Here is a 23,526-nt window from a genome sequence, read left to right as displayed (position 1 = left end):
AAGGGGACTTTTAGTATCCTTCGATCTCGCCGCCCTGTTGCCAGGGCTTCACCAGATTGCCAAAGCGGGTGAACTGCGCCTCGAACGACAACTCGACCGTGCCGATGGGGCCGTGGCGCTGCTTGCCGACAATCACCTCGGCCTTGCCATGCAGGCGCTCCATGGCCTGTTTCCACTCTTCCATCTTTTCCAGCTCATGATCGCCTGGCTTTTCGCGTTCCTTGTAATATTCCTCACGGAATACAAACATCACCACGTCCGCATCCTGTTCGATCGAGCCCGATTCCCGCAGATCGCTTAGCTGCGGGCGTTTGTCGTCGCGGCTTTCCACCTGACGGCTCAGCTGGGACAGGGCGATCACCGGGATGTTCAGCTCCTTGGCAATCGCTTTCATGCCCATCGAAATCTCGGCGATCTCATTGACGCGGTTGTCGGACATGCCACGGCACAGCTGCAGATAGTCGATCACCAGCAGGTCCAACCCATGCGTCCGCTTCAACCGCCGTGCGCGGGCGGCAAGCTGTGAGATCGGCAGGGCAGGTGTGTCGTCAATGAACAAAGGGCAGGCTTCCAGTTCCTTAGCGGCATCGACGAAACGGCGGAACTCGGCCTCGGTCATGTCACCTTGACGGATCTTGTGGCTGGAGATTTCAGAGGCTTCGGCCAGAACACGACCGGCCAGCTGTTCGGCGCTCATCTCGAGCGAGAAGAATCCCACGACGCCGCCATCAATCGCGCCTTCGCTGCCATCAGGTTTCAGCCCGCGCTTGTAAGCCTTGGCTACGTTGAACGCCACATTGGTCGCTAGCGAGGTTTTACCCATCGACGGACGACCCGCGAGAATGATCAGGTCCGATGGGTGCAACCCGCCCAACTGTTTGTCCAAGTCGGCCAGACCGGTGGAAATCCCCGCCATGCCGCCACCGCGCTGGTACGCCTCGTTGGTGACGTTGACGGCTTCTGTGACCGCCTTGAGGAAGGATTGGAAACCCTGCTCGGTCTGGCCCTGCTCAGAAAGCTGATAGAGCTGTTGCTCGGCCTCGACGATTTGTTCTTTGGGCTCGCTGGACACATCGACCCGCGCGGCTTTGTCCGAGATGTCGCGACCCAGCCGGATCAGCTCGCGCCGGATCGCCAGATCATAGATCATCTGGGCATAGTCATGCACCGCGAAGGCACTGATCGAAGCGCCAGCGAGTTTGACCAGATAGGCGGGTCCGCCCAACTCCTTCAGGCCTTCGTCATCTGCCATGAAGGATTTCAGCGTCACGGGCGAAGCCAGCGCATTCTTGGCGATGCGATTGGCCGCGACCTCGTAGATCCGTGAGTGAACCGGGTCGTAGAAATGCTCGGCTCCGATGATCGAAGCGACCCGGTCATAGAGGTCGTTATTGGTTAAGATCGCGCCCAGAAGCTGCTGCTCGGCCTCAATGGAATGCGGCATGGTTTCGGCGTTTTGAATCTGCGCCGCTGCCTGCTCGATACTGCTGATCTCGTTCATCTTGTCCCCGCTGCCCGTTCCGAGGTTCTACACGCCAAGCCCCGGTTCAAGCTATCTGCAAATGAATGGGGGTAAGTTGGTATAACCGCCCCCGGCTTCGGGATAACTGCCCATCTGAATGGGGATAACTTCCGTCCAGTTTTGCACGGGACGAAAGCTATCGCAACATTTGGTGTGATGGGCGCGAAATTCGACTAGATAGGCGCGCTTTGGATCGATTCGAAAATCAAATATCCCCAGCTTACCCACAGGCCGAATTTTACGATTTATTCGCGTCCTGCCACCCGCGCGGGTCGTTCAGGAAGGCTTCGACACCGCTAAGGGTCTCTTCGTCAAAGGCCTTTTGTGCCTTGGCCTCGGCCAGAACGTCCCACCAAGTGCACAGCGAATGCAGCTTCACGCCGTGATCGCCGAGGGTCTTCTCGGTCTCGGGGAAGATGCCGTAGTAGAAGATCACCGCGGTATGGCCGCAGGTCGCGCCCGTTTCTCGGATCGCGTCGACGAAGGACAGCTTGGAGCCGCCATCGGTGGTCAGATCCTCGACCAGCAACACGCGTTCCCCTTCGCTCATCGCGCCTTCGATGCGGGCGTTGCGGCCGTAGCCTTTGGGCTTCTTGCGCACATAGGTCATGGGCAAGGCCATCCGCTCCGCGACCATGGCGGCAAAGGGGATGCCCGCCGTTTCACCGCCCGCGATATTGTCAAACGCCTCGAACCCCGCCTCGCGCATCACGGTGACGGTCAGGAAATCCATCAGGGTTGAGCGGATGCGTGGGTATGAGATCAGCTTGCGGCAGTCGATGTAGGTCGGGCTGGGCAGGCCCGAGGCCAGCGTGAACGGCTCACGCGAGTTGAAGTGAACGGCCTTGATCTCCAGCAGCATCCGCGCGGTCAGGCGGGCGATTTCAGAGCTGTCGGGAAATGAACTGGGGATCATGGCGCAAACCTCGGGGCTGAAAGAGTGTTGCGGGCTGATAGCCTGTCCATCGGCCCGGAGTCGAGAGGGCCGAACAAAGAAAAAGCGGACCCGCGACAGGTCCGCTTTTGCCCTTGCGGGCAATGGGCAACCAAGGTGGGCTTAGCTGCTCATGTCATAGGCGCGCTCGCCGTGTACCGACAGGTCGAGGCCGTTTGTCTCGGTCTCGGCGTCTACGCGAAGCGGGGTGATGGCTGCAACCACCTTAATCAACACAAAGGTGACAACTGCCGTGAAGGCACCCACGATCACAAGGCCTCCAAGCTGTGCTGTCCATGTTCCCAGACCGAACAGCGCAATCATCAGGGTGCCAAAGATGCCCCCGACACCGTGCACGGCAAAAACGTCCAGTGTGTCGTCGATGTTCAGCTTGTTGCGGATGACAAAGACGGCCTCCTGACACAGAACACCTGCAACGGCCCCGATGATCAGTGCCTGCACCGGACCCACAAAGCCCGAGGCCGGAGTGATCGAGGCCAGACCCGCGATGGTGCCGGTGACTAGACCCACCATCGACGCTTTGCCAAAGCGGATCTTCTCCCACAGCGCCCAGGTCAGAGATGCAGTTGCGGCGGACAGATGTGTGACGGTCATGGCCATCGCGGCGCCTCCGTCGGCGGCCAGTTGCGAGCCGCCGTTGAAGCCGAACCAGCCGACCCACAACATCGCGGCGCCGATCATGACAAAACCCGGATTGTGCGGAGGCGTCGTGCGGTTGCGGCGTGGGCCGAGGATCACGGCGATGATCAGCGCGGCCAGACCCGCGGTCTCGTGAACAACAATGCCGCCAGCAAAGTCGCGCACACCGATCTCACCCAGAATGCCGCCATCGGACAGCATCCCACCGCCCCAGATCCAATGGACCACCGGCGCGTAGCACAGCAGCATCCACAGGCCCGAGAAGGTGAGGACAAAGCCAAAGCCGACCCGCTCGACATAGGCGCCGATGATCAGGGCGGGGGTGATGATCGCGAAGGTCATCTGAAAGGCAAAGAACAGGATTTCGGGCAGGGTGCCCGCCAGGCTGTCGGCATCAACTCCATTCAGAAACGCTTTGCCCAAGCCACCCCACAAACCGCTTTCACCGGGTCCGAAGGCGATGGAATAGCCCGCGACCAGCCAAAGGATGCTCATTAAACAGGCAATCGAGAAGCAGTGCATGAACACGCTGAGGACATTTCGGGCACGTACAAGCCCGCCATAGAACAGGGCAAGGCCCGGCAGTGTCATGAACAGGACCAGTGCGGTTGCCACAATGATCCAGGCTGTATCGGCTCCGTTCATGGGCCGGTCTCCTTTTTTGCCGTTTGGGCGTCCGCCGGGCAAACCGCCACGGCCGACACCTCGTGAGTGGTGTGCGGCGGGTTGAAGCTGAGCTAGATCGGGGAAAAAAGAGGCAGAGGTGAAAAAAGACGCCTATTTAGGTGGCTTTTTGTCAACTGGCGCTTAAATTTGCGTCATGGCGACATCTTTGCTGTAAATTTAAGCGATTTGCGAAAGGCCGGAATAAAGCAATTCCAGCGCATGCTCCCGTGCGGCCTGACGGACCTTGTCGCGGCCCAGAGCGCCGAATTCGACGGTTTCCATGCGCGTTGGTTGCCCTGTGGCGGCAAGGCCAAAGCACACGCGGCCTTCGGGTTTGAATTCTGCCCCTCCGGGGCCTGCGATGCCAGTGATCGACACGGCCAGCTGCGCGCGCGACTGGCGGAGAGCGCCTTCGGCCATTTCTAGTGCGACCTGCTCTGAGACCGCGCCATAGGCGTCCAGCGTCTCGCCGCGCACACCAAGCATCTGCTGCTTGGCCTCGTTGGTGTAGGTGACGAACCCCCGGTCCACCACGGCCGAGCTGCCGGGGATGTCGGTCAAAGCAGCAGCCACCAAGCCGCCCGTGCAACTTTCTGCGGTTGCAATCATGATGCCTTGCGCTTTGGCTTGGTCCAGCAGCTCGGTTACGGTCATAGGCCCAACACTCCATGTGCGATCCCGGCCAGAACCATCACGCCGATGGCGGCAAAGACCCCGGCGATCACATCGTCCAGCATCACGCCCATCGCGTCGCCTTTGCGATCGGCCCAGCCGACCGGGCCGGGCTTGGTGATGTCGAACAGCCGGAACAGCAGGAAACCCGCGACCCAACCGGGCCAGAGCGCGGTGATCTCGATCCCATGTGCCCAGCTTGGGTAGGAAATGGCCCAGAGCGCGATGAACTGGCCCGCGACCTCGTCGACGACGATCTCGGACGGGTCGTGATCCTCTTGCCCGGCGGTCATCACCTTTGTGGCCCACAGCCCTGCGATGAACACCACGAGCGTCGCGAGGACGAGCAAGGGGAAGCCGCCCAAAACGTGCAGGACCCAGACCAGAGGCAGGGCCGCAAGCGATCCCCATGTGCCGGGGGCAGGGCGCAGATATCCAACGCCGCAAACGGTTCCGATCAGACGCGCGATACTCATGCTTTCACCAGACAGGCAGTGGCGAGCGACGCGATGCCTTCGCTGCGGCCAGTAAAGCCCAGACGCTCGGACGTGGTGGCCTTGACCGAGACCTGATCGGCGCGCAATCCCATGATTTTAGAAATTTCTTCTTTCATTTCCGGGGTATGAGGGCCGATCTTAGGGTATTCGCAGACCAGCGTGCAATCGACGTTCGAGATGCGGTAGCCCATCGTCTCAGCCAGCTCGACCGCATGGCGCAGGAAGATCTCGCTTGCGGCGCCTTTCCATTGCGGGTCCGAGGGCGGGAAGTGCTGGCCGATATCCCCTTGCGCCAGCGCGCCGTAAATCGCGTCGGTGATTGCGTGCATACCGACATCCGCGTCGGAATGCCCTTGCAGCCCGCGCTCATGCGGGACTTTCACGCCGCAGAGGATCACGTGATCGCCATCGCCAAAACGATGCACGTCATAGCCGTTGCCCAGCCTCACATCCATATTCGTTCCCATTATCCGTTCCGCCCGGGCGAAATCCTCAGGGCGGGTGATTTTCAGATTGTCCGCATCGCCCGGAACAATGCAAACCTCAAGACCTGCGGCCCGTGCGACCTCAACATCATCCGCAGCGCCTCCGGGATGTGTGGCATGCGCCTTGACGATGGCATCGTAGTCAAACCCCTGAGGCGTCTGCGCCGCAAACAGGTTGCTGCGGTCCTGCGTGCCAGAAACCGAGCCATCATGCCCGATCCAAAGTGCATCCGTAACGGGTAACCCGGGGGCTGCGGCCTGGTGGGTATCCAGTGCGCTCAGGACATTCTGAATGAGATGTTCCGAGACACAGGGCCGTGCCACGTCATGGATCAGCACACGGGTCACTTGATGATTTGCCAATGCTTGCAGTCCGTTACGAACCGAGCTTGCCCGACCCGCACCACCTGCGCACAGTATCAGTTCGGTGTCGCGAAACTCCTCCCAGGCCGGGGCGTCTTCGTCCGACAAGACCAAAACAATGTGGTCGACGAGACCGCGAAAACGGTCGATCGTCCAATCCGCCACACGGCGACCAGCCAGCGCGCGCCATTGCTTGGGCGTGCCGCCTCCGGCGCGCAATCCGCGCCCTGCGGCAACGATTATGGCGGCTGTGGTCATGGTCGGGTTTCTCCGGAATGCTGCGCATTGTTTAGGGGGCGGTGAATGCAGAGGCAATCACCCATGGTAATGTGATTAAAAAATAGGCATGTGATGATTTTGCAGGCTTGATGGCCGTCGTTTTGTTGTTCATATGCTTCGAATTCGATATCTAATCCGCAATTGCCCAAGGATTAAGCACGTTGACGCTGCACCTCGCCGACAAAACCGTATCTTCGCCTGTGTTATTGGCCCCGATGGCTGGAATCACGGATCGCCCGTTCCGCGATCTGGTTATGCGTTTTGGCGCGGGCATGGTGGTCAGTGAAATGGTCGCCAGTCAGGAAATGGTGCAGGCCAAACCTGGCGTGCGCGAGCGGGCCGAGCTGTCGGCCGATGTGGAGAACACAGCCGTTCAACTGGCCGGGCGCGAGGCGCATTGGATGGCCGAAGCTGCGCGCCAGGTGGCAGATCGCGGCGCGCGGATGATCGACATCAACATGGGCTGTCCGGCCAAGAAAGTGACCAACGGATATTCTGGCTCGGCCCTGCTGAAGACACCAGACCACGCCCTGAGTTTGATCGAAGCTGTGGTTGAGGCCGTCGATGTCCCCGTGACGCTGAAAACGCGGCTTGGATGGGACGACGCACTTCTAAATGCCCCAGACGTAGCGCGCCGGGCCGAGGAGGCAGGCATTCAGATGGTCACGATCCACGGACGGACACGCTGTCAGTTTTACAAAGGCCGTGCCGATTGGCAGGCGATCCGAGCAGTGAAAGAGGCGGTCTCGATCCCCGTCATCGCCAATGGGGACATCGTGGATACGCATGCGGCCCGCACAGCGTTGAAGCAATCGGGCGCGGATGGCGTCATGGTTGGCCGAGGGGCGCAGGGCAAGCCATGGCTTCTGGCGCAGATTTGCCATGAGGTCTATGGCACCGACGCGCCGGAGATCCCCGAAAGCGCGGATCTGATCGACATGGTGCACGCGCATTATCAGGCGATGTTGGGCTTCTACAGTACCGACCTTGGCCTCCGCGTCGCCCGCAAACATCTTGGCTGGTACATGGATGAGGCCGGAACGCCCGCGCCTCTGCGTCGCGCGGTTCTGACCTCGCGCGATACGGATGAGGTGCTGCGCCTGTTGGGTGATGCGCTGGAGTGTCAACAGGGGGTGGCAGCATGACCTCGGATCAGAGCATCTGGAACTCGCTACCCGTTCCAGCCTTCATTATCGACCAAGACGACCGGATTGCGGATGTTAATTCCTCGGGCGAGGGGTTCCTGAACGCCTCGCGCAAGTCGGTGATCGGCCACCCCGTCTGGGATCAGATCGCCGTTGATGCCCCACTAGAGGAAGCCTTTGACCGCGCGCGTGCTCAGGGAACACCCCTGTTCGTTAACGATGTGGATGCGGGGTCGGGCAACCGCGCACCGCTGCAATGCGCCTTGCAGATTGCGCCGCTGGTTGGGCATCCTGGATCGATGATCATGATCATATCCCCGCGCGAATTGGCGGGGCGCATGACGCGGGGCAATACGGTCAAATCCGCGGCGCAGTCCGCCATCGGAATGGCAGAAATGCTGGCGCATGAGATCAAGAACCCATTGGCGGGGATCACCGGCGCCGCGCAATTGCTAAGCATGAATATCGCGCCGCAAGACTTGGAACTCACTGATCTTATCGTTGCCGAAAGCCGCCGGATCGTGAAGTTGCTGGAGCAGGTCGAGCAGTTCGGAAACCTGCAGCAACCGGATTTCAAGCCGGTCAACATCCATGATGTTCTTGACCGCGCCCGCCGTTCGGCCTTGTTGGGTTTTGGCGCGGATATGGCCATTGTCGAAGACTATGACCCCTCGCTGCCGCTGGCCTTTGGAGACCCGGATCAACTTCTGCAAGTCGTTCTGAACCTGTTGAAAAACGCCTCCGAGGCGGCGGGTCCGCAGGGCGGCACAATCCGTCTGCGGACCTATTTCGAACATTCCTTCCGCCTGCGCCGCAGCGATGGATCGGGACATTCGCTGCCGCTGCAGATCGAGATCATCGACGATGGACCGGGCCTGCCGGAGAAAATCCGCAGTGACATCTTTGACCCCTTTGTCTCGGGCAAGGAAAACGGGACAGGGCTGGGGCTGGCCTTGGTCAGCAAGATCATCTCGGACCATGACGGCTGGATTTCCGTCGATTCTGTTCCTGGGCGGACCGTTTTCAAACTGTCGCTACGCCGTGCGCCGGCTGAAAATAAAAAATCGAAAGAGGAGAGTATCTGATGGATGGCACCGTTCTGGTCGCGGATGACGACCGCACGATCCGCACCGTTCTGACACAGGCTCTGACGCGCGCCGGATGTAAGGTGCATGCCACATCCTCGCTGACCACGCTAATGCGCTGGGTTGGCGAAGGCAAAGGGGACGTGGTGATCTCGGACGTGGTCATGCCGGACGGCAACGGTTTGGAAATGCTGCCAAAGATCGCCGAGGACCGGCCGGGCTTACCGGTGATCGTGATCTCGGCTCAGAACACGATCATGACCGCGATCCAGGCGGCCGAGGCGGATGCCTACGATTACCTGCCCAAGCCGTTTGACCTGCCGGATCTGATGAAGCGGACGGCGCGTGCCTTGGAGCAGAAGCAACGCTTGCAGAGCGACCCTGAACCCCAAGAGAATGAGCGCCCGGATGAATTGCCTTTGGTAGGGCGCACGCCGGTGATGCAGTCGCTTTATCGTCTGGTGGCGCGCGTGATGAACACCGATCTCTCGGTCATGATTTCTGGTGAAAGTGGGACCGGTAAGTCACTGATTGCGCGGGCTATTCACGATTTTTCGGACCGTCGAACCTTACCGTTTGTGACGGCAACGGCGGCTGATCTGCGCGACCTCGAAGGCCCCGCACGCGTTATGGCGCGGGTGCGTGGCGGGACGCTGCTGATTGATGAGATCGCCGATATCGATGACGAGATTCAGGCGCGGATCGTGCGGATGATGGATACGCCAGGCGACCACGTGCCCCGCTTCATGGCGACCAGCCAATCGGATCTGACTGCCGGGATGGAGGGCGGGCGTATCCGTCAGGACCTCTACTACCGCCTCTGCGGCGCAACCATCCATGTCCCGGCTCTGCGTGAGCGGGTGGATGATATCACCTTGTTGGCCGAGCATTTTCTGGCCCGTGAGGAAAAGGACCTTGGGTCCAAACGCTGGCTCAGCGCTGATGCGGTTGAGCTGGTCCGGCGCTATTCCTGGCCGGGCAATGTGCGGCAGTTGGAGAACGCGATCCGCAGGCTCAGCCTGACCAGCCGATCCGACGAGATATCTAAGGCCGAGGTTGAGATGGTTCTGGGCAGCCAACCCGAAGCCGAGCCCGTTCTGGGCGGAGGAGAGCGTGAGAAGCTGGCAACCTCGGTTGAACGCCATCTGCGCCGTTATTTCGATCTGCACGGCAATATGCTGCCACCTCCGGGCCTGTATCAGCGCATTTTGCGGGAAGTTGAGGCGCCGTTGATCGAAATCGCACTGGAGGCCACCGGCGGAAACCAGGCAAAATGCGCGGATTTACTTGGGATTAACCGAAATACGCTGCGGAAAAAGATCACGGACCTCGATATTCAGGTGACACGCCGTCGCAAACTGATGTAATATCGCCACACAAAGCGTGGCATTCGGGTATCGCCCGGGAACAGACCACGAGATATGGCGGTTCGCTGCGAAAGCAGCACATCAGGATGAGGGCAGACGGTGGCAACCCGGGCACAGAGCGGGATTCTCCCATCGGTTAACCGGTGGCGCAGATCCCGGAAACTGCGCAATTACAGCACCTTCGGGCTGGTTCTTCTGGGGCCGGTCTTGGCGCTTGCGACATATCTTGTCATTGGTCCTTTCGATCTGGGTGCAACTGCCCCGACGTTGCGCCTGATTCTGCTGGCCGACCTCGTTTACGTGCTGGTCGTTGCGGCTCTGGTGATGAGCCAGTTGGGCAGTCTGATCGCGGCGCGGAGGGCCAAATCAGCGGGATCGCGCCTGCATTTGCGTTTGATTGGCGCGTTTACACTGCTGGCACTGGTGCCGACGGTGACGGTCGCGATCTTTGCCGGGCTGACGGTGAATATCGGCCTTGAAGGCTGGTTCTCGGACCGGGTTCGGCAGGTTGTGGGATCGTCCCTCACCGCGGCCGAGGCTTATGAGCTTGAGCACCGGCAGGGCCTGACACAAGACGCCGCCGTTCTGGCGCTTTTCCTCGACAATGCACGCGCGCGCGATTTTTACATTTCGGACGCCGAGCTGCGCGAGGTTCTGGCGCAAGGGCAGGCTCAGATCCAGCGTGGCCTGCGTGAGGCCTATGTGATTGACGGCGAAGGTGAAATCCGGTCGCGTGGCGATCGCTCTTACCTGTTCAACTACGAAGCACCGACCCCTGAGCAGATGGCGGATGCCACCGAAAGCGGCCTTCTGATCATCGCGGACTGGCAGAACAACGAATTCCGCGCGTTGGTGCCCTTGCAAGCGTATCTGGACCGGTACCTCTACGTTAGTCGTGAGGTCGACGGCCAGTTGCTGACCCTGCTGGATGACACCAAGGAAACAGCGCAGTTCTATCAACAGCTTGAAAGCGAACGTGGGAGGGTGCTGTTCGAGTTCGGTCTGCTTTATCTTGGCTTTGCGCTAATCCTGATACTTGCGGCGATGTCGCTTGGGATGTGGTTCGCAGAACGCCTCTCGCGGCCGGTGGGGCGCCTGACCACAGCGGCGCAGAGGGTCGGCGCGGGCGACCTGAGCGTGCAGGTGATCGAAGAGGCCAGCGATGACGAAATCGCCATGCTGGGTCGGTACTTCAACCAGATGACACGGCAGTTGAAAGGCCAGCGGGACACGCTGCTTGAGAATACTCAGCAGATCGAAAGCCGCCGCCGCCTGTTCGACTCGGTGCTGAGTTCGGTAACCTCGGGCGTGGTGGGGGTTGACCCGGAAGGGTGCGTGACCTTCGTCAACCGCTCTGCCGAGCGGCTGCTGGATTGGTCCCGGGGCGAAGAGCATCTGGCCATTGGCATCGCCGTGCCTGAATTCCTGCCTCTGTTCGAAAGCCTGAAAAGCAGCGGGCAAGAGGCGGTGCAAGGTGAGATCAAGGTCACCCGCAAAGGCCAGTTGGAGAACCTGCTGGTGCGGATGGCCACGCGGCGGGGCGAAGATGGCGGGCTTGAGGGCTATGTTGTGGCCTTTGATGACGTCACAGATCTGGTCAGCGCGCAGCGTATGGCCGCGTGGGGGGATGTGGCCCGGCGGATTGCCCATGAGATCAAGAACCCTCTGACCCCGATTCAGCTGAGTGCTGAGCGGATCAAGCGGAAATTCTCGCGCAAGCTGGATGAAGAGGATTGCGATATCCTCGTCTCCATGACCGACGTGATCGTGCGTCAAACCAATGACTTGCGCCGGATCGTGGATGAGTTCTCGAAATTCGCGCGCATGCCCGAGCCGGAACGGCGCGAGGAAGATATTGTTGCGCTGGTGCGCGAGGCGGTGCTGCTGCAACAGGCTGGTCAACCCGAGGTGCAGATTGATGCGGATCTTCCGGACCAACCGATCCCGGTGGATGTGGACGCGACCATGCTGAATCAGGCGTTCACCAACTTGATCAAGAATGCCGGGGAAGCCATTGAAACCTTGAAGGAAAAAGGCGCTCCTGAAAACCTGAAGCCACAGATCAAGGTGGCGGTCTCCAGCGACGATGCTGGGACGATCATCACCATTGCGGACAACGGGATCGGGCTGCCGGAAGACCGTGCGCGGTTGTTTGAGCCCTATGTGACCACACGCGACGAAGGGACCGGGCTGGGCCTGCCCATCGTCAAGAAAATCATCGAAGAACACGGCGGAGCGCTGACGCTAGAAGACGCGCCCACCTTTGACGGACAGGACCATTTCGGCGCAATGGCCGTGATCCGTTTACCGGGGGCGAACCTCCCACCCAATTCAGCGCCACAGAAGCAGGCGATTAAAACCAACATAATGAAAGCAGGCCAAAGATGAGCGACATTCTGATCGTAGATGACGAACGCGATATTCGCGAACTGGTGTCCGACATTCTGGAGGACGAAGGCTATTCAACCCGACTGGCGGCGAACTCGGATGAGTGCATGTCGTCGATTAATTCCGAGCCGCCGGGGCTTTTGATACTGGATATCTGGCTGAAAGACAGCCGCATGGACGGGATTGATATTCTGAAGGCGGTGAAACGTGACAACCCGGATGTGCCGGTTGTGATCATTTCGGGTCACGGCAATATCGAGATCGCCGTCGCCGCAATCAAACAGGGTGCGTACGACTTTATCGAAAAGCCCTTCAACATCGACCAGTTGATGGTCGTGATCCGCCGCGCGATGGAGACTTCGCGCTTGCGTCGCGAGAATGCATCGCTGAAACGCAAAGAGGTCAGCTGCTCGGATATGATCGGCAAATCGGCCTCGTTCCGGGCGATGCAGGGCCAGTTGGACAAGGTCACCAAGTCGAACGGCCGCGTGATGCTGAGCGGACCGGCCGGGTCGGGCAAGGAAATCGCGGCGCGCTATATCCACGCGCATTCCAACCGGGCCAATGCGCCCTTCGTGACGGTCAATTGCGCCGGAATCGAGCCAGAGCGGGTCGAAGAGGTTCTGTTCGGACGCGAAAGCAGCGAACGCGGTGTGGAGCCGGGCCTGCTGGAAGAGGCCCACGGAGGTGTGATCTATTTTGACGAAGTGGCTGATATGCCCTTGGGTACTCAATCCAAGATCCTTCGGGTTCTGGTCGATCAGCAATTCCAGCGCGTTGGCGGCTCGGACAAGGTGCGGGTCGATCTGCGCGTGATTTCCTCGACCAATAAGAACCTCGATGATGAGATTGTGGCCGAGCGGTTCCGGGAGGAACTTTATCACCGTCTGAACGTTGTCCCGATTGACGTCCCTTCGCTGGAGGACCGTCGTGAGGATATTCCGGTTCTGGCACAGCATTTCATTGAAATGTGCAATGAAACGCAGGGCTTGCCGGTTCGGGAACTGTCCGAGGAAGCGGTTGCGCTGCTCCAGACCATGACCTGGCCCGGCAACGTCCGGCAGTTGAAGAACCTGATCGAGCGTGTTCTGATCCTCGGCGATGGCACAGGCCCGATTGAGGCGCGTGAGCTGCCGAGCGATGAGGACAAGGCCGAGGATTCGGGTCGTGTGGTCCTGTCCGGTGCGCTGGCCACTCTGCCACTGCGCGAGGCGCGTGAAGCGTTTGAGCGGGAATATCTGCTGACCCAGATCAACCGGTTTGGTGGCAATATCAGCCGCACGGCCAGCTTTGTCGGGATGGAGCGCAGCGCGCTGCACCGCAAGCTGAAATCGCTGGGTGTTGTGACCTCGAACAAATCGGGCGCGCGCGTTGCACAAATTGATGAGCCGGAACCGGCAGAGTAATCTGCCGGGAGGGCCACGATGAGTATTGGCGCGCCAACCAAGAGCAAGAGGCTTGAGACCCGGGGCTATCCGGGCTTCGGCAAGCGCCTGAAACGGTTGCGCCGATCCGTCGGGTACAAGCAGGCCTATCTGGCCGAGCTGCTGGAGGTGGATCAGGCCACCATCTCACGTTGGGAGAGAGGCGGGCAAACGCCGCCTCCGGACACGCAACAAGCGGTCTTTGCCGCGCTAGGTCCAAAGCGATCCGATGACAGTGCGTTGCGGCGCTTGGTGATGAATTCCTCCGATTGCCTTCACTTGGTCGAAGAGGCGAGCCATAAATGCCTTGCCTATTCCGCCAGTCGGGCAAGGGACTGGAACACCAGCCAGAACGCGCTTTTGGGCGTGTCGCTCTGGCAGTTTGCGACCGAAGAAATCCAGGAGGCCGAGGCCGAGTTGGAGGCCGAGGGGTGGTGGGATAAGCACACCCCCGCGCCTAAGGCATTCCAAACCTCCGAGGCGATTCACGACCGTATTCGGATCAGTGCCGGAGAAATCTTATGGGAACGTCTCTACCTGTCTGACGGCACGCCGGTTCGTCTGGTCAGCGGGACGAAAGCAGGCGCATAATTTATGCGTTCCGTGGGCTGAGCAGGCGCTGTAAAAGCGCCGCATGATATTAGCATTTCAGGTTCTTCTTCTCTGGTTGGCCGGTCTGGGCGCGGCCACGCAATTTGCCAAGATTGCCGTGCCGTTTCCCGAACTTGTGCTGCTCTATCCCAGCCATGCCGAGAGCATGGGGTGGCTTTTGTCGATCATCAGCTTGCTGGGCGCTGTTTTGGGGGCATTGTCCGGTGCCGTCGTGGGGCGCGTCGGGGCGTTGAAACTGTTGATTGGCGGATTGTGTCTGGGCGGCGCGCTGTCGATCTTTCAGGCGAGCCTTCCCGGATTTAACACCATGCTGGCCACCCGGTTTGTCGAGGGGGTCTCACATCTCGCCATCGTTGTCGCAGCACCCACGTTGATCGCTCAGATCACCAGCGGCAAGGCGCGCGATATCTCGATGGTGCTGTGGAGCACATTCTTCGGTGTGGCCTTTGCGTTGAACGCCTGGATCGGTCTGCCGGTTGTCGAGCATTTCGGGCTGCCCTTTTTCTTCGTTCTGCACGGCGGCCTGATGATCGCCATCGCTGGTCTGATCCTGCTTTGCGGATTAAACGTTCAACCATCTCAGGGTGCTGCCCCTTGGCGTTGGAGCGAACTCTTTGACGTGCATTTGCGCACCTACCGATCGCCATTTGTGTCGGCCCCGGCCATAGGGTGGTTCTTCTACACCTTAACCTTCGTCTCGTTGCTGGCCATCCTACCCGGTCGGCTGCCCGAGGGGCTGGCGGCGACGGTCGCGGGCCTCATGCCTTTGGCGGGCATTGTTCTGAGCTGGCTCGCGGTCCCGATCTTGTTGTCTCGCACGTCCTGCGTTGCGGTCGTTAACCTGGGGTTTGCGCTTGGCATGATGGCTATCGCAGGGGTGTTTCTTGGCGCGCCGCTCGAACTTGTTTGTATATGTCTGTTTGCGGTGCTGGGCTTGGTGCAAGGGGGTAGCTTTGCCGCCGTGCCGATCCTGAACCAAACGCCCGAGACGCAGGCCCTCAGCTACGGCGCCATGGCGCAGATGGGCAATGCGGGGAACCTGTTGGGTACGCCTGTTCTGTTGGCTGTCCTTGGGCGTACAGGTGAGGCTGGCATGTTGATCACAGTGATCGGGATCTACGCGGCTGCGATCCTTGCGCATGTCGCACTGGCGCGAAAACGAACGCTCCGTCAGCCGGCCTGACCGGGCGTGATGATCTGAAAAGACCCGTCATCGAATTTGACGAAGCAGGATTCAGTATTCAGCGGAGGCAGGGTCGTTGTGCGGGTCGCCGGAACCCGGGATTTCACGCCGGATTTGCAGGGCGGCAGGCTGACAGGGCGAAACCCTTTCTGCGCCATGCACTGTGCTTCAACCGTGTTGCGTAGCGGTTGGTTGACGTCGACCGTGTATATGCGCCCAGGCTCCCACCAACCGCCACTGCGATAGCACCGTCCGCTCCCGTCGCAATAGGTGCGGCCTGGCCAATAGGTCGGCGGCCCCTGACGGACCTGGTTGGCAACCGGTGCCTGTTCAAGCGCCTGAACCTTACACTGAGCGGTTTGTTCCTGCATCTTCGAGACGCTTTCTCCCTCGCGATAGTATATGGAAAGCGGGCCGCAGGCGGTCAGCAGCATCACTGGAACAAGCAGGTGAACGAGTGTTTTCATATGCTTATTCTGCCCGAAAAGGTCGGGTATGACAATTCAATTGACCCTCTCAGGACCATCTGTCATTCAAAGATTTCAGGCAGAAGGGCCAGAAACATGAAGGTCATCATTTGCGGTGCGGGTCAGGTTGGCTGGCAGATCGCACGGCATCTATCGGGCGAGCTGAACGACGTCACGGTGGTGGACAACAACCCTGATCTTGTGCGCCGCGCGACGGAAACACTGGACGTGCAGGGGATCGCGGGCTTTGCCAGCTATCCGGATGTGCTGGAACGGGCAGGGGCGCGCGATGCCGACATGATCATCGCCGCAACCCATTCGGACGAGGTGAATATGGTCACCTGCCAGATGGCCCATTCGGTTTTCGCCATCCAGCGCAAGATCGCGCGTTTGCGATCTCAATCCTACCTTCAGGCGATCCACTCAGACCTCTATCGCCGCGACCACCTGCCGATTGATGTGGTGATCAGCCCCGAGCGTGAGGTCGCGGCCGCCGCCATGCGTCGCCTGTCAGCCCCGTCCGCCTTTGACACCGAGATGTTCATGAATGGCAAGGCCCAGCTGTTGGGCATTCGGATCGACGAGGATTGCCCGATCGTGAACACGCCTCTGCGGCAATTGACCGACTTGTTCTCGACCCTCAGCTCCATCGTGGTCGGGGTCCGGCGCGAGGGCAGCCTGTTTGCACCTGAATCCGAAGATCAGCTGTTTGTGGGCGATGAATGTTATGTCTTCACCAGCGTGAAGGATGTCGACCGAACGATGGAGGTGTTCGGCAAAGCGCAAAAGCGGCAGGACCGTGTGGTGATCGTTGGCGGCGGCAATGTCGGCCTTGAGGTTGCGCGAACACTGGAAGAACGCGAAAGCCGCGTGCGGGCCAAGATAATTGAACGAGACCGGGAATGCGCCGAAAAAGCCGCCGAAGCGCTGGAGCGGACCATCGTCCTGCATGGCGACGGGCTGGATTCGGCTTTGCTGAACGAGGCAGGCATCGACCGTGCCGACGCGATGCTTGCCGTCACAGATGATGACCGCACCAACATGCTGGCAGCCGTGCGCGCCAAGGCCGAAGGCTGTGCGCTGGCGATTGCGCTGATCAACGATCCCAGCATGGTGGCTTTGATGGGGCCTCTGGGGATCGATGCTTATATCAACCCGAGAGCGACCACCGTCAGCTCGATCCTGCGCCATATCCGGCATGGGCGGGTGCGGCAGGTTTACTCCATCGGCGACGCCGAAGCCGAAGTGATTGAGGCCGAGGTGCTTTCGACCTCGCCCATGGCCGGGCAGAAACTGCGCGACATCGACTTCCCTGAGGGTGTTTTGGTTGGCGCGGTTCTCAAAGGCAACGAACTGTTGCGCCCAACGGGCAGTCTGCGGATTGACGAAAAGGACGTGCTGTCGATCTTTGCTATGGCCAAGGACGTCCCCGAGGTCGAACGGCTGCTGCAGGTCTCGATTGATTTCTTCTGATGGCGCGTGTGGTCACAGCTCGGATCGGGGTATTGCGGCGCTTGCCGCTGTTTCTGCTGATCTGGGGGATTTCGGCGCTATCGATGTGGGTGCCGGCGGGTTATGCGCTGGCGCTGGATGATCACGATACCTCGCGGTCTTTCCTCTATTCCGGGCTGCTTGGGTTGTTTCTGGTGTCCGCGATAGCGCTGGCGGCCTCGAACCGGGTGCCGCGGCGGGGGACGCTTGGGCAATTGGCTGTGCTGCTGGGCTGTTTCACCATTCTGCCGATCTTTCTGGCCATCCCGTTCCATGACGCGCTTGGCAATACTACCTTTTTGAACGCCTATTTCGACATGGTCAGCGCCCTGACCACGACCGGAGCCGATTTGTTCCCCGACCCCAACCGCCTCAGCGCGCCCTTGCATCTGTGGCGCGCGTTGGTGGGTTGGATGGGCGGTTTGCTGATGTGGATTGCTGCCGCCGCGATCTTGGCGCCGCTGTCACTGGGCGGGTTCGAGGTCACGGCGCGTGGTCAACCCGGTCGGCCGGTCTCGGGTGTGGCCCAGAGCGAGCAGGTCGATCCTCGTGGCCGCCTGCTGCGCGTAACCCGCACTCTGACGCCGATTTACGCGGGCCTGACCGCCGTGGTCTGCATCCTATTGCTGATCGCCGGAGAGCAGGGCCTGACCGCGATTTGCCATGCGATGTCGGTGATGGCGACCTCGGGCATCTCTCCTGTTGGTGGGCTGGAGGGCGCGCAGGCGGGCATCACGGGAGAGATGATCCTGTTTCTCTTCCTACTTTTCGCCCTGTCGCGCTTGACCTTTTCAACCGACACGGCCGCCAGCGGCTTTGCCCGGCTGGACAAGGACCCCGAGTTCCGGATCGGGCTGTTCATCGTTCTGGCGGTCGCGGTGCTTCTGTTCTTCCGCGTTTGGGCAGGGGTCAATGAAATTGGAGGCCAGCTGCAGCCCTTGCAAGCCCTACACGTGATCTGGGGAATGCTGTTCACCGGCCTTGCGTTCCTGACCACAGCTGGGTTCGAGAGTGCGAATTGGAACGATGCCCAGCAGCTTTCGGGTCTGGGGACTCCAGGGTTGGTTCTGATGGGGCTTGCGCTGGTTGGTGGCGGTGTCGCGACAACGGCAGGTGGGGTCAAATTGCTGCGGGTCTTTGCGCTTTACCTTAACGGCGCGCGCGAGATTGACCGGCTGATCCACCCATCCTCGGTCAGTGGTACCGGCGGCGGCAACCGCCGCATTCAAAGCGACGGAGCTTTCATCGCGTGGATATTCCTGATGATGTTCGCGCTGACCCTTGCCCTGTTTAACCTCCTACTGGCCCTGATGGGGTCGGGGTTTGAGCAGGCCATGGTGCTGAGTGTCGCTGCTCTCAGCACAACCGGACCGTTGATCGAGCTTGCGACGGATGTCCCTATCCGCCTGGTTGACCTGTCGGGCGGGGCCAAACTGACGCTCTGCGCGGCGATGGTGATCGGTCGGCTTGAGACACTGGCGATCATCGCGCTGATCACGCCGACCCTGTGGCGGGATTGAACCACTGCGCGTGCCCAGCGTTACTGCCTGATTTTTCGTCTGGAATATCTGTGCGCGTCACTCCATACTCTGCCAGAGGGAGCGCGTTGGTCCGCAGCGCGTAGCAAGAACAATGGCGAGTTAATAAAATATGGCTTCGGACAGACAGAATCTGCAGGACGCGTTCCTGAACAATGTACGGAAAGCAAAAGTCCCGGTCACGATTTTCCTGATCAATGGCGTGAAATTGCAGGGTGTGATCACTTGGTTTGACAATTTCTGCGTATTGTTGCGCCGCGACGGACAGTCGCAGTTGGTCTACAAACACGCGATTTCAACCATCATGCCATCGCAGCCGATCAACCTGTATGAGGGCGAAGACGCCTCTTGATGGAACATGAAAGGAAGCGCACCCGGGCTTGGGTGCTGCATCCTGAAATCAAATCAGATGAACAGCGCCGCGTCCCCGGACCCGCGCTGGAAGAGGCGGTGGCACTGGCTGCCGCATTGCCCGATCTGGATGTGATCGGGTCCGAGATCGTACGCCTGCCGCGCGCCCAACCGGGGCTTCTGTTCGGCAGCGGCAAGATCGATGAACTGGCCGAAAGGTTGCACGATAGCGAAGTCGAGCTGGTTCTGATCGATGGCCCCGTGACACCGGTTCAACAGCGCAATCTAGAAAAAGCATGGAAGGTCAAGATCCTCGACCGGACCGGTTTGATCCTTGAGATTTTCAGCGACCGCGCGCGTACACGTGAAGGTGTTTTGCAGGTCGAGATGGCGGCGCTCAGCTATCAGCGCACGCGACTTGTCCGGGCTTGGACCCACTTGGAACGCCAGCGAGGTGGGTTGGGCTTTGTTGGCGGCCCGGGCGAGACTCAGATCGAGGCCGACCGCCGCGCTATTGATGAGCAATTGGTACGTTTGCGTCGGCAGTTGCAAAAGGTGGTCAAGACCCGCACGCTGCATCGGGCTGCACGGGCCAAGGTGCCGTATCCGATTGTTGCCCTGGTGGGCTATACCAACGCGGGCAAATCCACCCTGTTCAACCGCCTGACCGGGGCCGAGGTGATGGCCAAGGACATGCTGTTCGCCACGCTGGACCCAACCATGCGCCGCGTTGTTCTTCCAGACGGCCCCGAGGTGATCCTGTCAGACACGGTGGGTTTCATCTCGAACCTGCCGACTGAGCTGGTCGCTGCGTTTCGGGCAACGCTTGAGGAAGTTCTGGGCGCGGACCTGATCGTGCATGTGCGCGACATCAGTCATGACGAGTCTCAAGCACAGGCCGATGACGTTCAGGCCATTCTCACTTCACTGGGTGTCGATGATGAGCGGCCCATGCTGGAGGTTTGGAACAAGACTGATCTGCTGGACGTCGATGAGCGTGAGGCGGTTTTGGCGCGTGCTGACCGGGATCCTTTGATCTTTGCGATCTCAGCCGTGACCGGGGATGGGATCGCGCCTCTGTTGGCTAATATCGCCACAAAACTGCAGGGGGTCAGGCGTGAAACCACTCTCTCGCTGAGCTTCGCCGAAGGGAACAAGCGCGCGTGGCTGTTCCGACAGGATGTCGTTCGATCCGAAGAGCAGACGGAAAACGGGTTTGAGATTACGGTACTTTGGACCGACAAACAGGCAGCGCAGTTTGCAGGGCTTTGAAGGCTAGCTACCGGCGATCTGCCTGTGAAAATCCTCCATATCGAACCAGCCCACAGAGGATTTGACCGTGTATTCGGGTGTCAGCTCCCACTCTTCCCATCCACGAACCACCACCTGATTACCTGTTTCGGAATGATGCCCTTCCATCGTTTTCACGAAGATCGCGTGTGATCCAGCCCAGCGAAACATATCGCATCGCACTTCGAGGTTGGAAAATTCAGCGTGAAAACCACGCACCATTTCTACGATGGCGTCCCGGCCTTTATGTGGTTCGCCTCGGTTGATGATGATCTGCCCATCGGGCGCGAAAAAACGTGCGACATCCTCTGCGTCACCGGAGCTCCAGGCGATGGCGTAATCGCGCGCTAGATTGTTCAGGATGTCCCGAATGCTTGCCATGATCGTCCCCCACGGATCCCACATCACCTGGTCGGTGATCCTAGGTCAAAATGGGAACGCTTGCCACGACACCTCGGAATTCGGGGCGAGGAGTCGCCGAATGGGCGGATTATTGCGGGGTGAGGGTGGTGACACCCACCGCGGCGGCCCGCGCCAGATCAATGTCGAGGGACATCGGGATATATTCTCCACGCCGCCATAGCTGTGCCTGATCGTCATAGTAGCGAGACAGGAAATGCCCGGACTGGCCGGTTGCGGTGATAAAGACGGAACTGTCGGGATCGGCGAAATCATAGACACCGCGATAGCCAGCACCATGCACGTTCAGGAATGGGTCAGGTCCTTCACCTGAGGTCCGCCCGCGCAGCAGCGTGTTGTCGCCTCCGCTGGTCGATTGGCGAATGTTGACGAAGTAACGCAGGACCGGAACGTTCCCGAGGACCGGGTGATCATGGGTCGCCTGATGGGCATCGCCCCAGCGCAGAGATTCCAGCGTGGTGCCATAGGTCTCGGCGATCCAGATCAGCGCGTCGTCCAACGCCAGTTCTGCCATGTCCGAGCAGGTTTCGACCGGGGCGCTTTGGCGCACGTCACACCAGACAGACGCGCCATCAATGTCGCGGTAAACCCGTTCGATGAACAGAGGTTCGACATGTTTGAACTCACTGGCGAGCGGGCCGAGTTCATCCCCGATCAGGCGGATCTGCAAAGCGCGTAGCCACGCGGCATAGATCAAAGGCTCCGGCAGATGTTCGTTCATTTCGCCATTCCATTCCGCCAGCAGCGACAGGGCGATCTGGCGCTGACGTTCGGGCGTGCCTTCGGGGGCCGAGGCACCGGTGAACCACAGATCAGCTCCAATCAGCGGTAGAAGCGAGCGCGCGGTGAAGCTGACAGTGTCAAGTTGCGCTTCGATAAAGCTGTCGCGGGTATGGACCTCGCGTGATTGCATCAGCCGTTCCCAGCGGTGAACGCGCTGCGTGTCACCCCACTCGAACGAGACATGGTTGGGAAATGGACGGTCGATAATCTTGTTGTTGGTATTGCCTAGCAAACCACCGGCGGGCGAGGTGAACTCGGGGTTGGTGGCATAGGGCATCCGGCCTTGCCACCGGTTTTCCGCTATCCAGCCGGGGGTTGGAATGCGTCCCTTGCTTTGGTTGAGGCGGTCGCGCTTAGGGATTGCTCCGATCAGTTTCATGCCAATCGTTTCGGTGTCGACCAGAGACAGATTCTGCGACGGCGCGATGAATTTCTCTGCGACGTCAATGGCTTCGTCTACGGTATCGGCGTTCATTAGGGCCATGGAAGCGCTCATCGACGTGTCATTCGGGCTGAGTGCGGTCCAGGACAATGACGCGACATGTCCGGGTGGCGTGATCGTCTCCAGATCATAGTGGCTACCGGGCAGAACCGGGCCGTTTTCCGTCCAGCGCAGGGTCAGGGTGATGGGGGCTTCGTCCTTGATCTCGATGATCGAAGGGCGGCTTTGGAATTCCTTGAACCCGTCGGGGGTCAGGTATTCCTCGGGATTGACAGGGTTGAGCTGCTCGATATGCAGGTCCTGATCGTCCAGATAGGAGGAGGTAAGGCCCCAGCCCAGACGGTCGCTGCGGCCGCTCATCACGGCGGGAATACCAGGGATCGTTGCACCGATCACGCCGCCCTTTGCGAGGTCCAGATGCGCGAGGTACCACACGCCGGGCGCGGTGAACCCAAGATGCGGGTCGTTGGCCAACAGAGTCGCTCCGGCGGCCGAGCGGGACGGCGCGGCAACCCATGCGTTTGACGCTCCGGCCAAACCACGTTTGGGGAACGGCGAAAGCGGCGTATCCGGCATCGGCGTCCCAGCGGCATAGCGCGGCAGGCCGGGAAACAGCTGGGCATATTCGGGCAGGGCGGCGATACCGGCTCCGGGCACATCCGGCAGGATGTCGACCAGCCGCGCGGGATCGTCCAGCATCAGCGAGGTTCTGGCGCGCAGAACCTCATCTTTCAGGTGGCCTGACAGCTGCAACCCCATCAGTTTGATCACGGCGAGGCTGTCGCCGGGTTGCCAGGGAGAGACGGGGGCGTTGAACAGAAACATCTCGGGCGCGCCGCGGCCTAAAGCCTCTTCGTTGATTTGTGTGAGGCGGGCGTTGACCCCTGCAGAATAGGCGCGCAGCGCAGCCTTTGTATAATCATCCTGCGCCTCGACCGAGCGATGGGCCAACCCATAGAGGTCAAGCCGACGTAGCAGTTTGTCGATAGCAACGGTGCGCGCGCCAAAAACCTCGGACAGGCGGCCCTGTGCGGTGCGGCGCATGACGGTCATCTGCCACAAACGATCCTGCGCGTGTGCATAGCCCAACCCAAAGAACACATCCGGGTCGGTTTCGCCAAGAATATGGGGCACATTCGCCGTGTCGCGAATGATCTCGACCGGGGCAGTGACGCCCTGAACCTCAAGGGTTTGATCGTATTCGGGCAGCGATTGGCTGGCCAGAAAATAGACCAGTCCAATGGCGGCAAGAACCAGCAGGACAAGACCCGTGGTGATGCGTATCAACCAGCGAAAGACAAGAGCCATAGACGTCCTACTTGTATTCGTTCTTCACGTGGCGAGAGGTTACTTCAAGGCCGCCCCGACCGAAAGAGGAACACTGCGGAAACCTGCCTAGAATTGACAATGAAAAAGACCTCGCCGCAAGAGGGGACGAGGTCTTTCAGAGAGGGGCGTGGTA

The 23,526-nt window shown here is 60.0% G+C and carries 20 protein-coding genes; 11 read left to right on the top strand and 9 right to left on the bottom strand.

All coding sequences use genetic code 11. From position 1 onward, the window contains the following. Positions 1–10 precede the first annotated feature (10 nt). The 6 genes from ACR3FB_RS09410 to ACR3FB_RS09385 all read right to left on the bottom strand — a co-directional run bounded on the left by ACR3FB_RS09410 (position 11) and on the right by ACR3FB_RS09385 (position 6,057). The gene (locus ACR3FB_RS09410) at positions 11–1,501 is read right to left on the bottom strand and encodes a replicative DNA helicase (protein ID WP_170458558.1); all 1,491 of its coding nucleotides are present in this window, start codon (positions 1,499–1,501) and stop codon (positions 11–13) included. 259 nt (positions 1,502–1,760) lie between these two features. Beyond that, positions 1,761–2,438, bottom strand: a complete 678-nt coding sequence (locus ACR3FB_RS09405) for an orotate phosphoribosyltransferase (protein WP_170458556.1) — start codon at positions 2,436–2,438, stop codon at positions 1,761–1,763. Positions 2,439–2,579: 141 nt separating this feature from the next. After that, positions 2,580–3,761, bottom strand: a complete 1,182-nt coding sequence (locus tag ACR3FB_RS09400; protein WP_475215730.1) for an ammonium transporter — start codon at positions 3,759–3,761, stop codon at positions 2,580–2,582. A gap of 198 nt (positions 3,762–3,959) precedes the next feature. Then, positions 3,960–4,436 (bottom strand): CinA family protein, encoded by a 477-nt coding sequence (locus tag ACR3FB_RS09395; RefSeq protein ID WP_480564368.1) that lies wholly within the window; start codon positions 4,434–4,436, stop codon positions 3,960–3,962. Further along, the gene (locus ACR3FB_RS09390; RefSeq protein WP_209253716.1) at positions 4,433–4,930 is read right to left on the bottom strand and encodes a phosphatidylglycerophosphatase A family protein; all 498 of its coding nucleotides are present in this window, start codon (positions 4,928–4,930) and stop codon (positions 4,433–4,435) included. Before ACR3FB_RS09390 ends, ACR3FB_RS09395 begins: the two co-directional genes overlap by 4 nt. After that, complete coding sequence (locus ACR3FB_RS09385; RefSeq protein WP_480564371.1) at positions 4,927–6,057, bottom strand: bifunctional 2-C-methyl-D-erythritol 4-phosphate cytidylyltransferase/2-C-methyl-D-erythritol 2,4-cyclodiphosphate synthase; 1,131 nt, start codon at positions 6,055–6,057, stop codon at positions 4,927–4,929. The genes ACR3FB_RS09390 and ACR3FB_RS09385 overlap by 4 nt, the downstream gene beginning before the upstream one ends. A gap of 182 nt (positions 6,058–6,239) precedes the next feature. Between ACR3FB_RS09385 and dusB the strand changes: the two genes are divergently transcribed. The 7 genes from dusB (at position 6,240) to ACR3FB_RS09350 (ending at position 15,282) form a co-directional block, all read left to right on the top strand. Then, on the top strand, positions 6,240–7,223 hold the full coding sequence (dusB, locus tag ACR3FB_RS09380) for a tRNA dihydrouridine synthase DusB (RefSeq protein ID WP_480564374.1): 984 nt from the start codon (positions 6,240–6,242) through the stop codon (positions 7,221–7,223). Beyond that, positions 7,220–8,308 carry a two-component system sensor histidine kinase NtrB gene (locus tag ACR3FB_RS09375; RefSeq protein WP_170373864.1) on the top strand — a complete coding sequence of 363 codons (1,089 nt, stop codon included), beginning with the start codon at positions 7,220–7,222 and terminating at the stop codon, positions 8,306–8,308. Before dusB ends, ACR3FB_RS09375 begins: the two co-directional genes overlap by 4 nt. Continuing rightward, positions 8,308–9,675: a response regulator gene (locus tag ACR3FB_RS09370; protein ID WP_170373863.1), complete on the top strand. Its 1,368-nt coding sequence runs from the start codon at positions 8,308–8,310 to the stop codon at positions 9,673–9,675. The genes ACR3FB_RS09375 and ACR3FB_RS09370 overlap by 1 nt, the downstream gene beginning before the upstream one ends. 99 nt (positions 9,676–9,774) lie before the next feature. Then, positions 9,775–12,063 (top strand): sensor histidine kinase NtrY-like, encoded by a 2,289-nt coding sequence (locus ACR3FB_RS09365; protein ID WP_425082890.1) that lies wholly within the window; start codon positions 9,775–9,777, stop codon positions 12,061–12,063. Beyond that, positions 12,060–13,469 carry a nitrogen assimilation response regulator NtrX gene (gene ntrX, locus ACR3FB_RS09360; RefSeq protein ID WP_170373861.1) on the top strand — a complete coding sequence of 470 codons (1,410 nt, stop codon included), beginning with the start codon at positions 12,060–12,062 and terminating at the stop codon, positions 13,467–13,469. Before ACR3FB_RS09365 ends, ntrX begins: the two co-directional genes overlap by 4 nt. 18 nt (positions 13,470–13,487) lie before the next feature. After that, on the top strand, positions 13,488–14,078 hold the full coding sequence (locus ACR3FB_RS09355) for a helix-turn-helix domain-containing protein (RefSeq protein ID WP_480564377.1): 591 nt from the start codon (positions 13,488–13,490) through the stop codon (positions 14,076–14,078). 43 nt (positions 14,079–14,121) lie between these two features. Continuing rightward, a complete protein-coding gene (locus ACR3FB_RS09350; RefSeq protein ID WP_480564380.1) occupies positions 14,122–15,282 on the top strand; it encodes an MFS transporter in 1,161 nt (386 codons plus the stop codon). On the opposite strand, the gene ACR3FB_RS09345 is transcribed toward ACR3FB_RS09350, so the two are convergent. Further along, the gene (locus tag ACR3FB_RS09345; protein WP_480564383.1) at positions 15,270–15,749 is read right to left on the bottom strand and encodes a hypothetical protein; all 480 of its coding nucleotides are present in this window, start codon (positions 15,747–15,749) and stop codon (positions 15,270–15,272) included. The two genes, ACR3FB_RS09350 and ACR3FB_RS09345, sit on opposite strands and share 13 nt — an antisense overlap. 96 nt (positions 15,750–15,845) lie before the next feature. Here ACR3FB_RS09345 and trkA point away from each other — a divergent pair, with 96 nt between their 5' ends. The 4 genes from trkA (at position 15,846) to hflX (ending at position 20,401) form a co-directional block, all read left to right on the top strand. After that, positions 15,846–17,222: a Trk system potassium transporter TrkA gene (gene trkA, locus ACR3FB_RS09340; protein ID WP_425082887.1), complete on the top strand. Its 1,377-nt coding sequence runs from the start codon at positions 15,846–15,848 to the stop codon at positions 17,220–17,222. After that, the gene (locus tag ACR3FB_RS09335) at positions 17,222–18,760 is read left to right on the top strand and encodes a potassium transporter TrkG (protein ID WP_170458533.1); all 1,539 of its coding nucleotides are present in this window, start codon (positions 17,222–17,224) and stop codon (positions 18,758–18,760) included. The genes trkA and ACR3FB_RS09335 overlap by 1 nt, the downstream gene beginning before the upstream one ends. A 130-nt stretch (positions 18,761–18,890) precedes the next feature. After that, entirely contained in the window at positions 18,891–19,130 is a 240-nt protein-coding gene (gene hfq, locus ACR3FB_RS09330) for an RNA chaperone Hfq (RefSeq protein ID WP_005982826.1), read from the top strand. Further along, positions 19,130–20,401, top strand: coding sequence for a GTPase HflX (gene hflX / locus ACR3FB_RS09325; RefSeq protein ID WP_480564386.1), 1,272 nt, complete (start codon positions 19,130–19,132; stop codon positions 20,399–20,401). Before hfq ends, hflX begins: the two co-directional genes overlap by 1 nt. A 3-nt stretch (positions 20,402–20,404) precedes the next feature. Here hflX and ACR3FB_RS09320 read toward each other — a convergent pair whose 3' ends face one another. Beyond that, positions 20,405–20,800 carry an SgcJ/EcaC family oxidoreductase gene (locus ACR3FB_RS09320; protein ID WP_480564389.1) on the bottom strand — a complete coding sequence of 132 codons (396 nt, stop codon included), beginning with the start codon at positions 20,798–20,800 and terminating at the stop codon, positions 20,405–20,407. A 109-nt stretch (positions 20,801–20,909) separates the two neighbouring features. Beyond that, positions 20,910–23,372, bottom strand: coding sequence for a penicillin acylase family protein (locus tag ACR3FB_RS09315; RefSeq protein ID WP_480564392.1), 2,463 nt, complete (start codon positions 23,370–23,372; stop codon positions 20,910–20,912). Between the last annotated feature and the right edge of the window lie 154 nt (positions 23,373–23,526).

This window comes from Ruegeria sp. AO1, from assembly GCF_056535985.1.
This window is presented reverse-complemented; position numbering and strand designations above follow the sequence as displayed.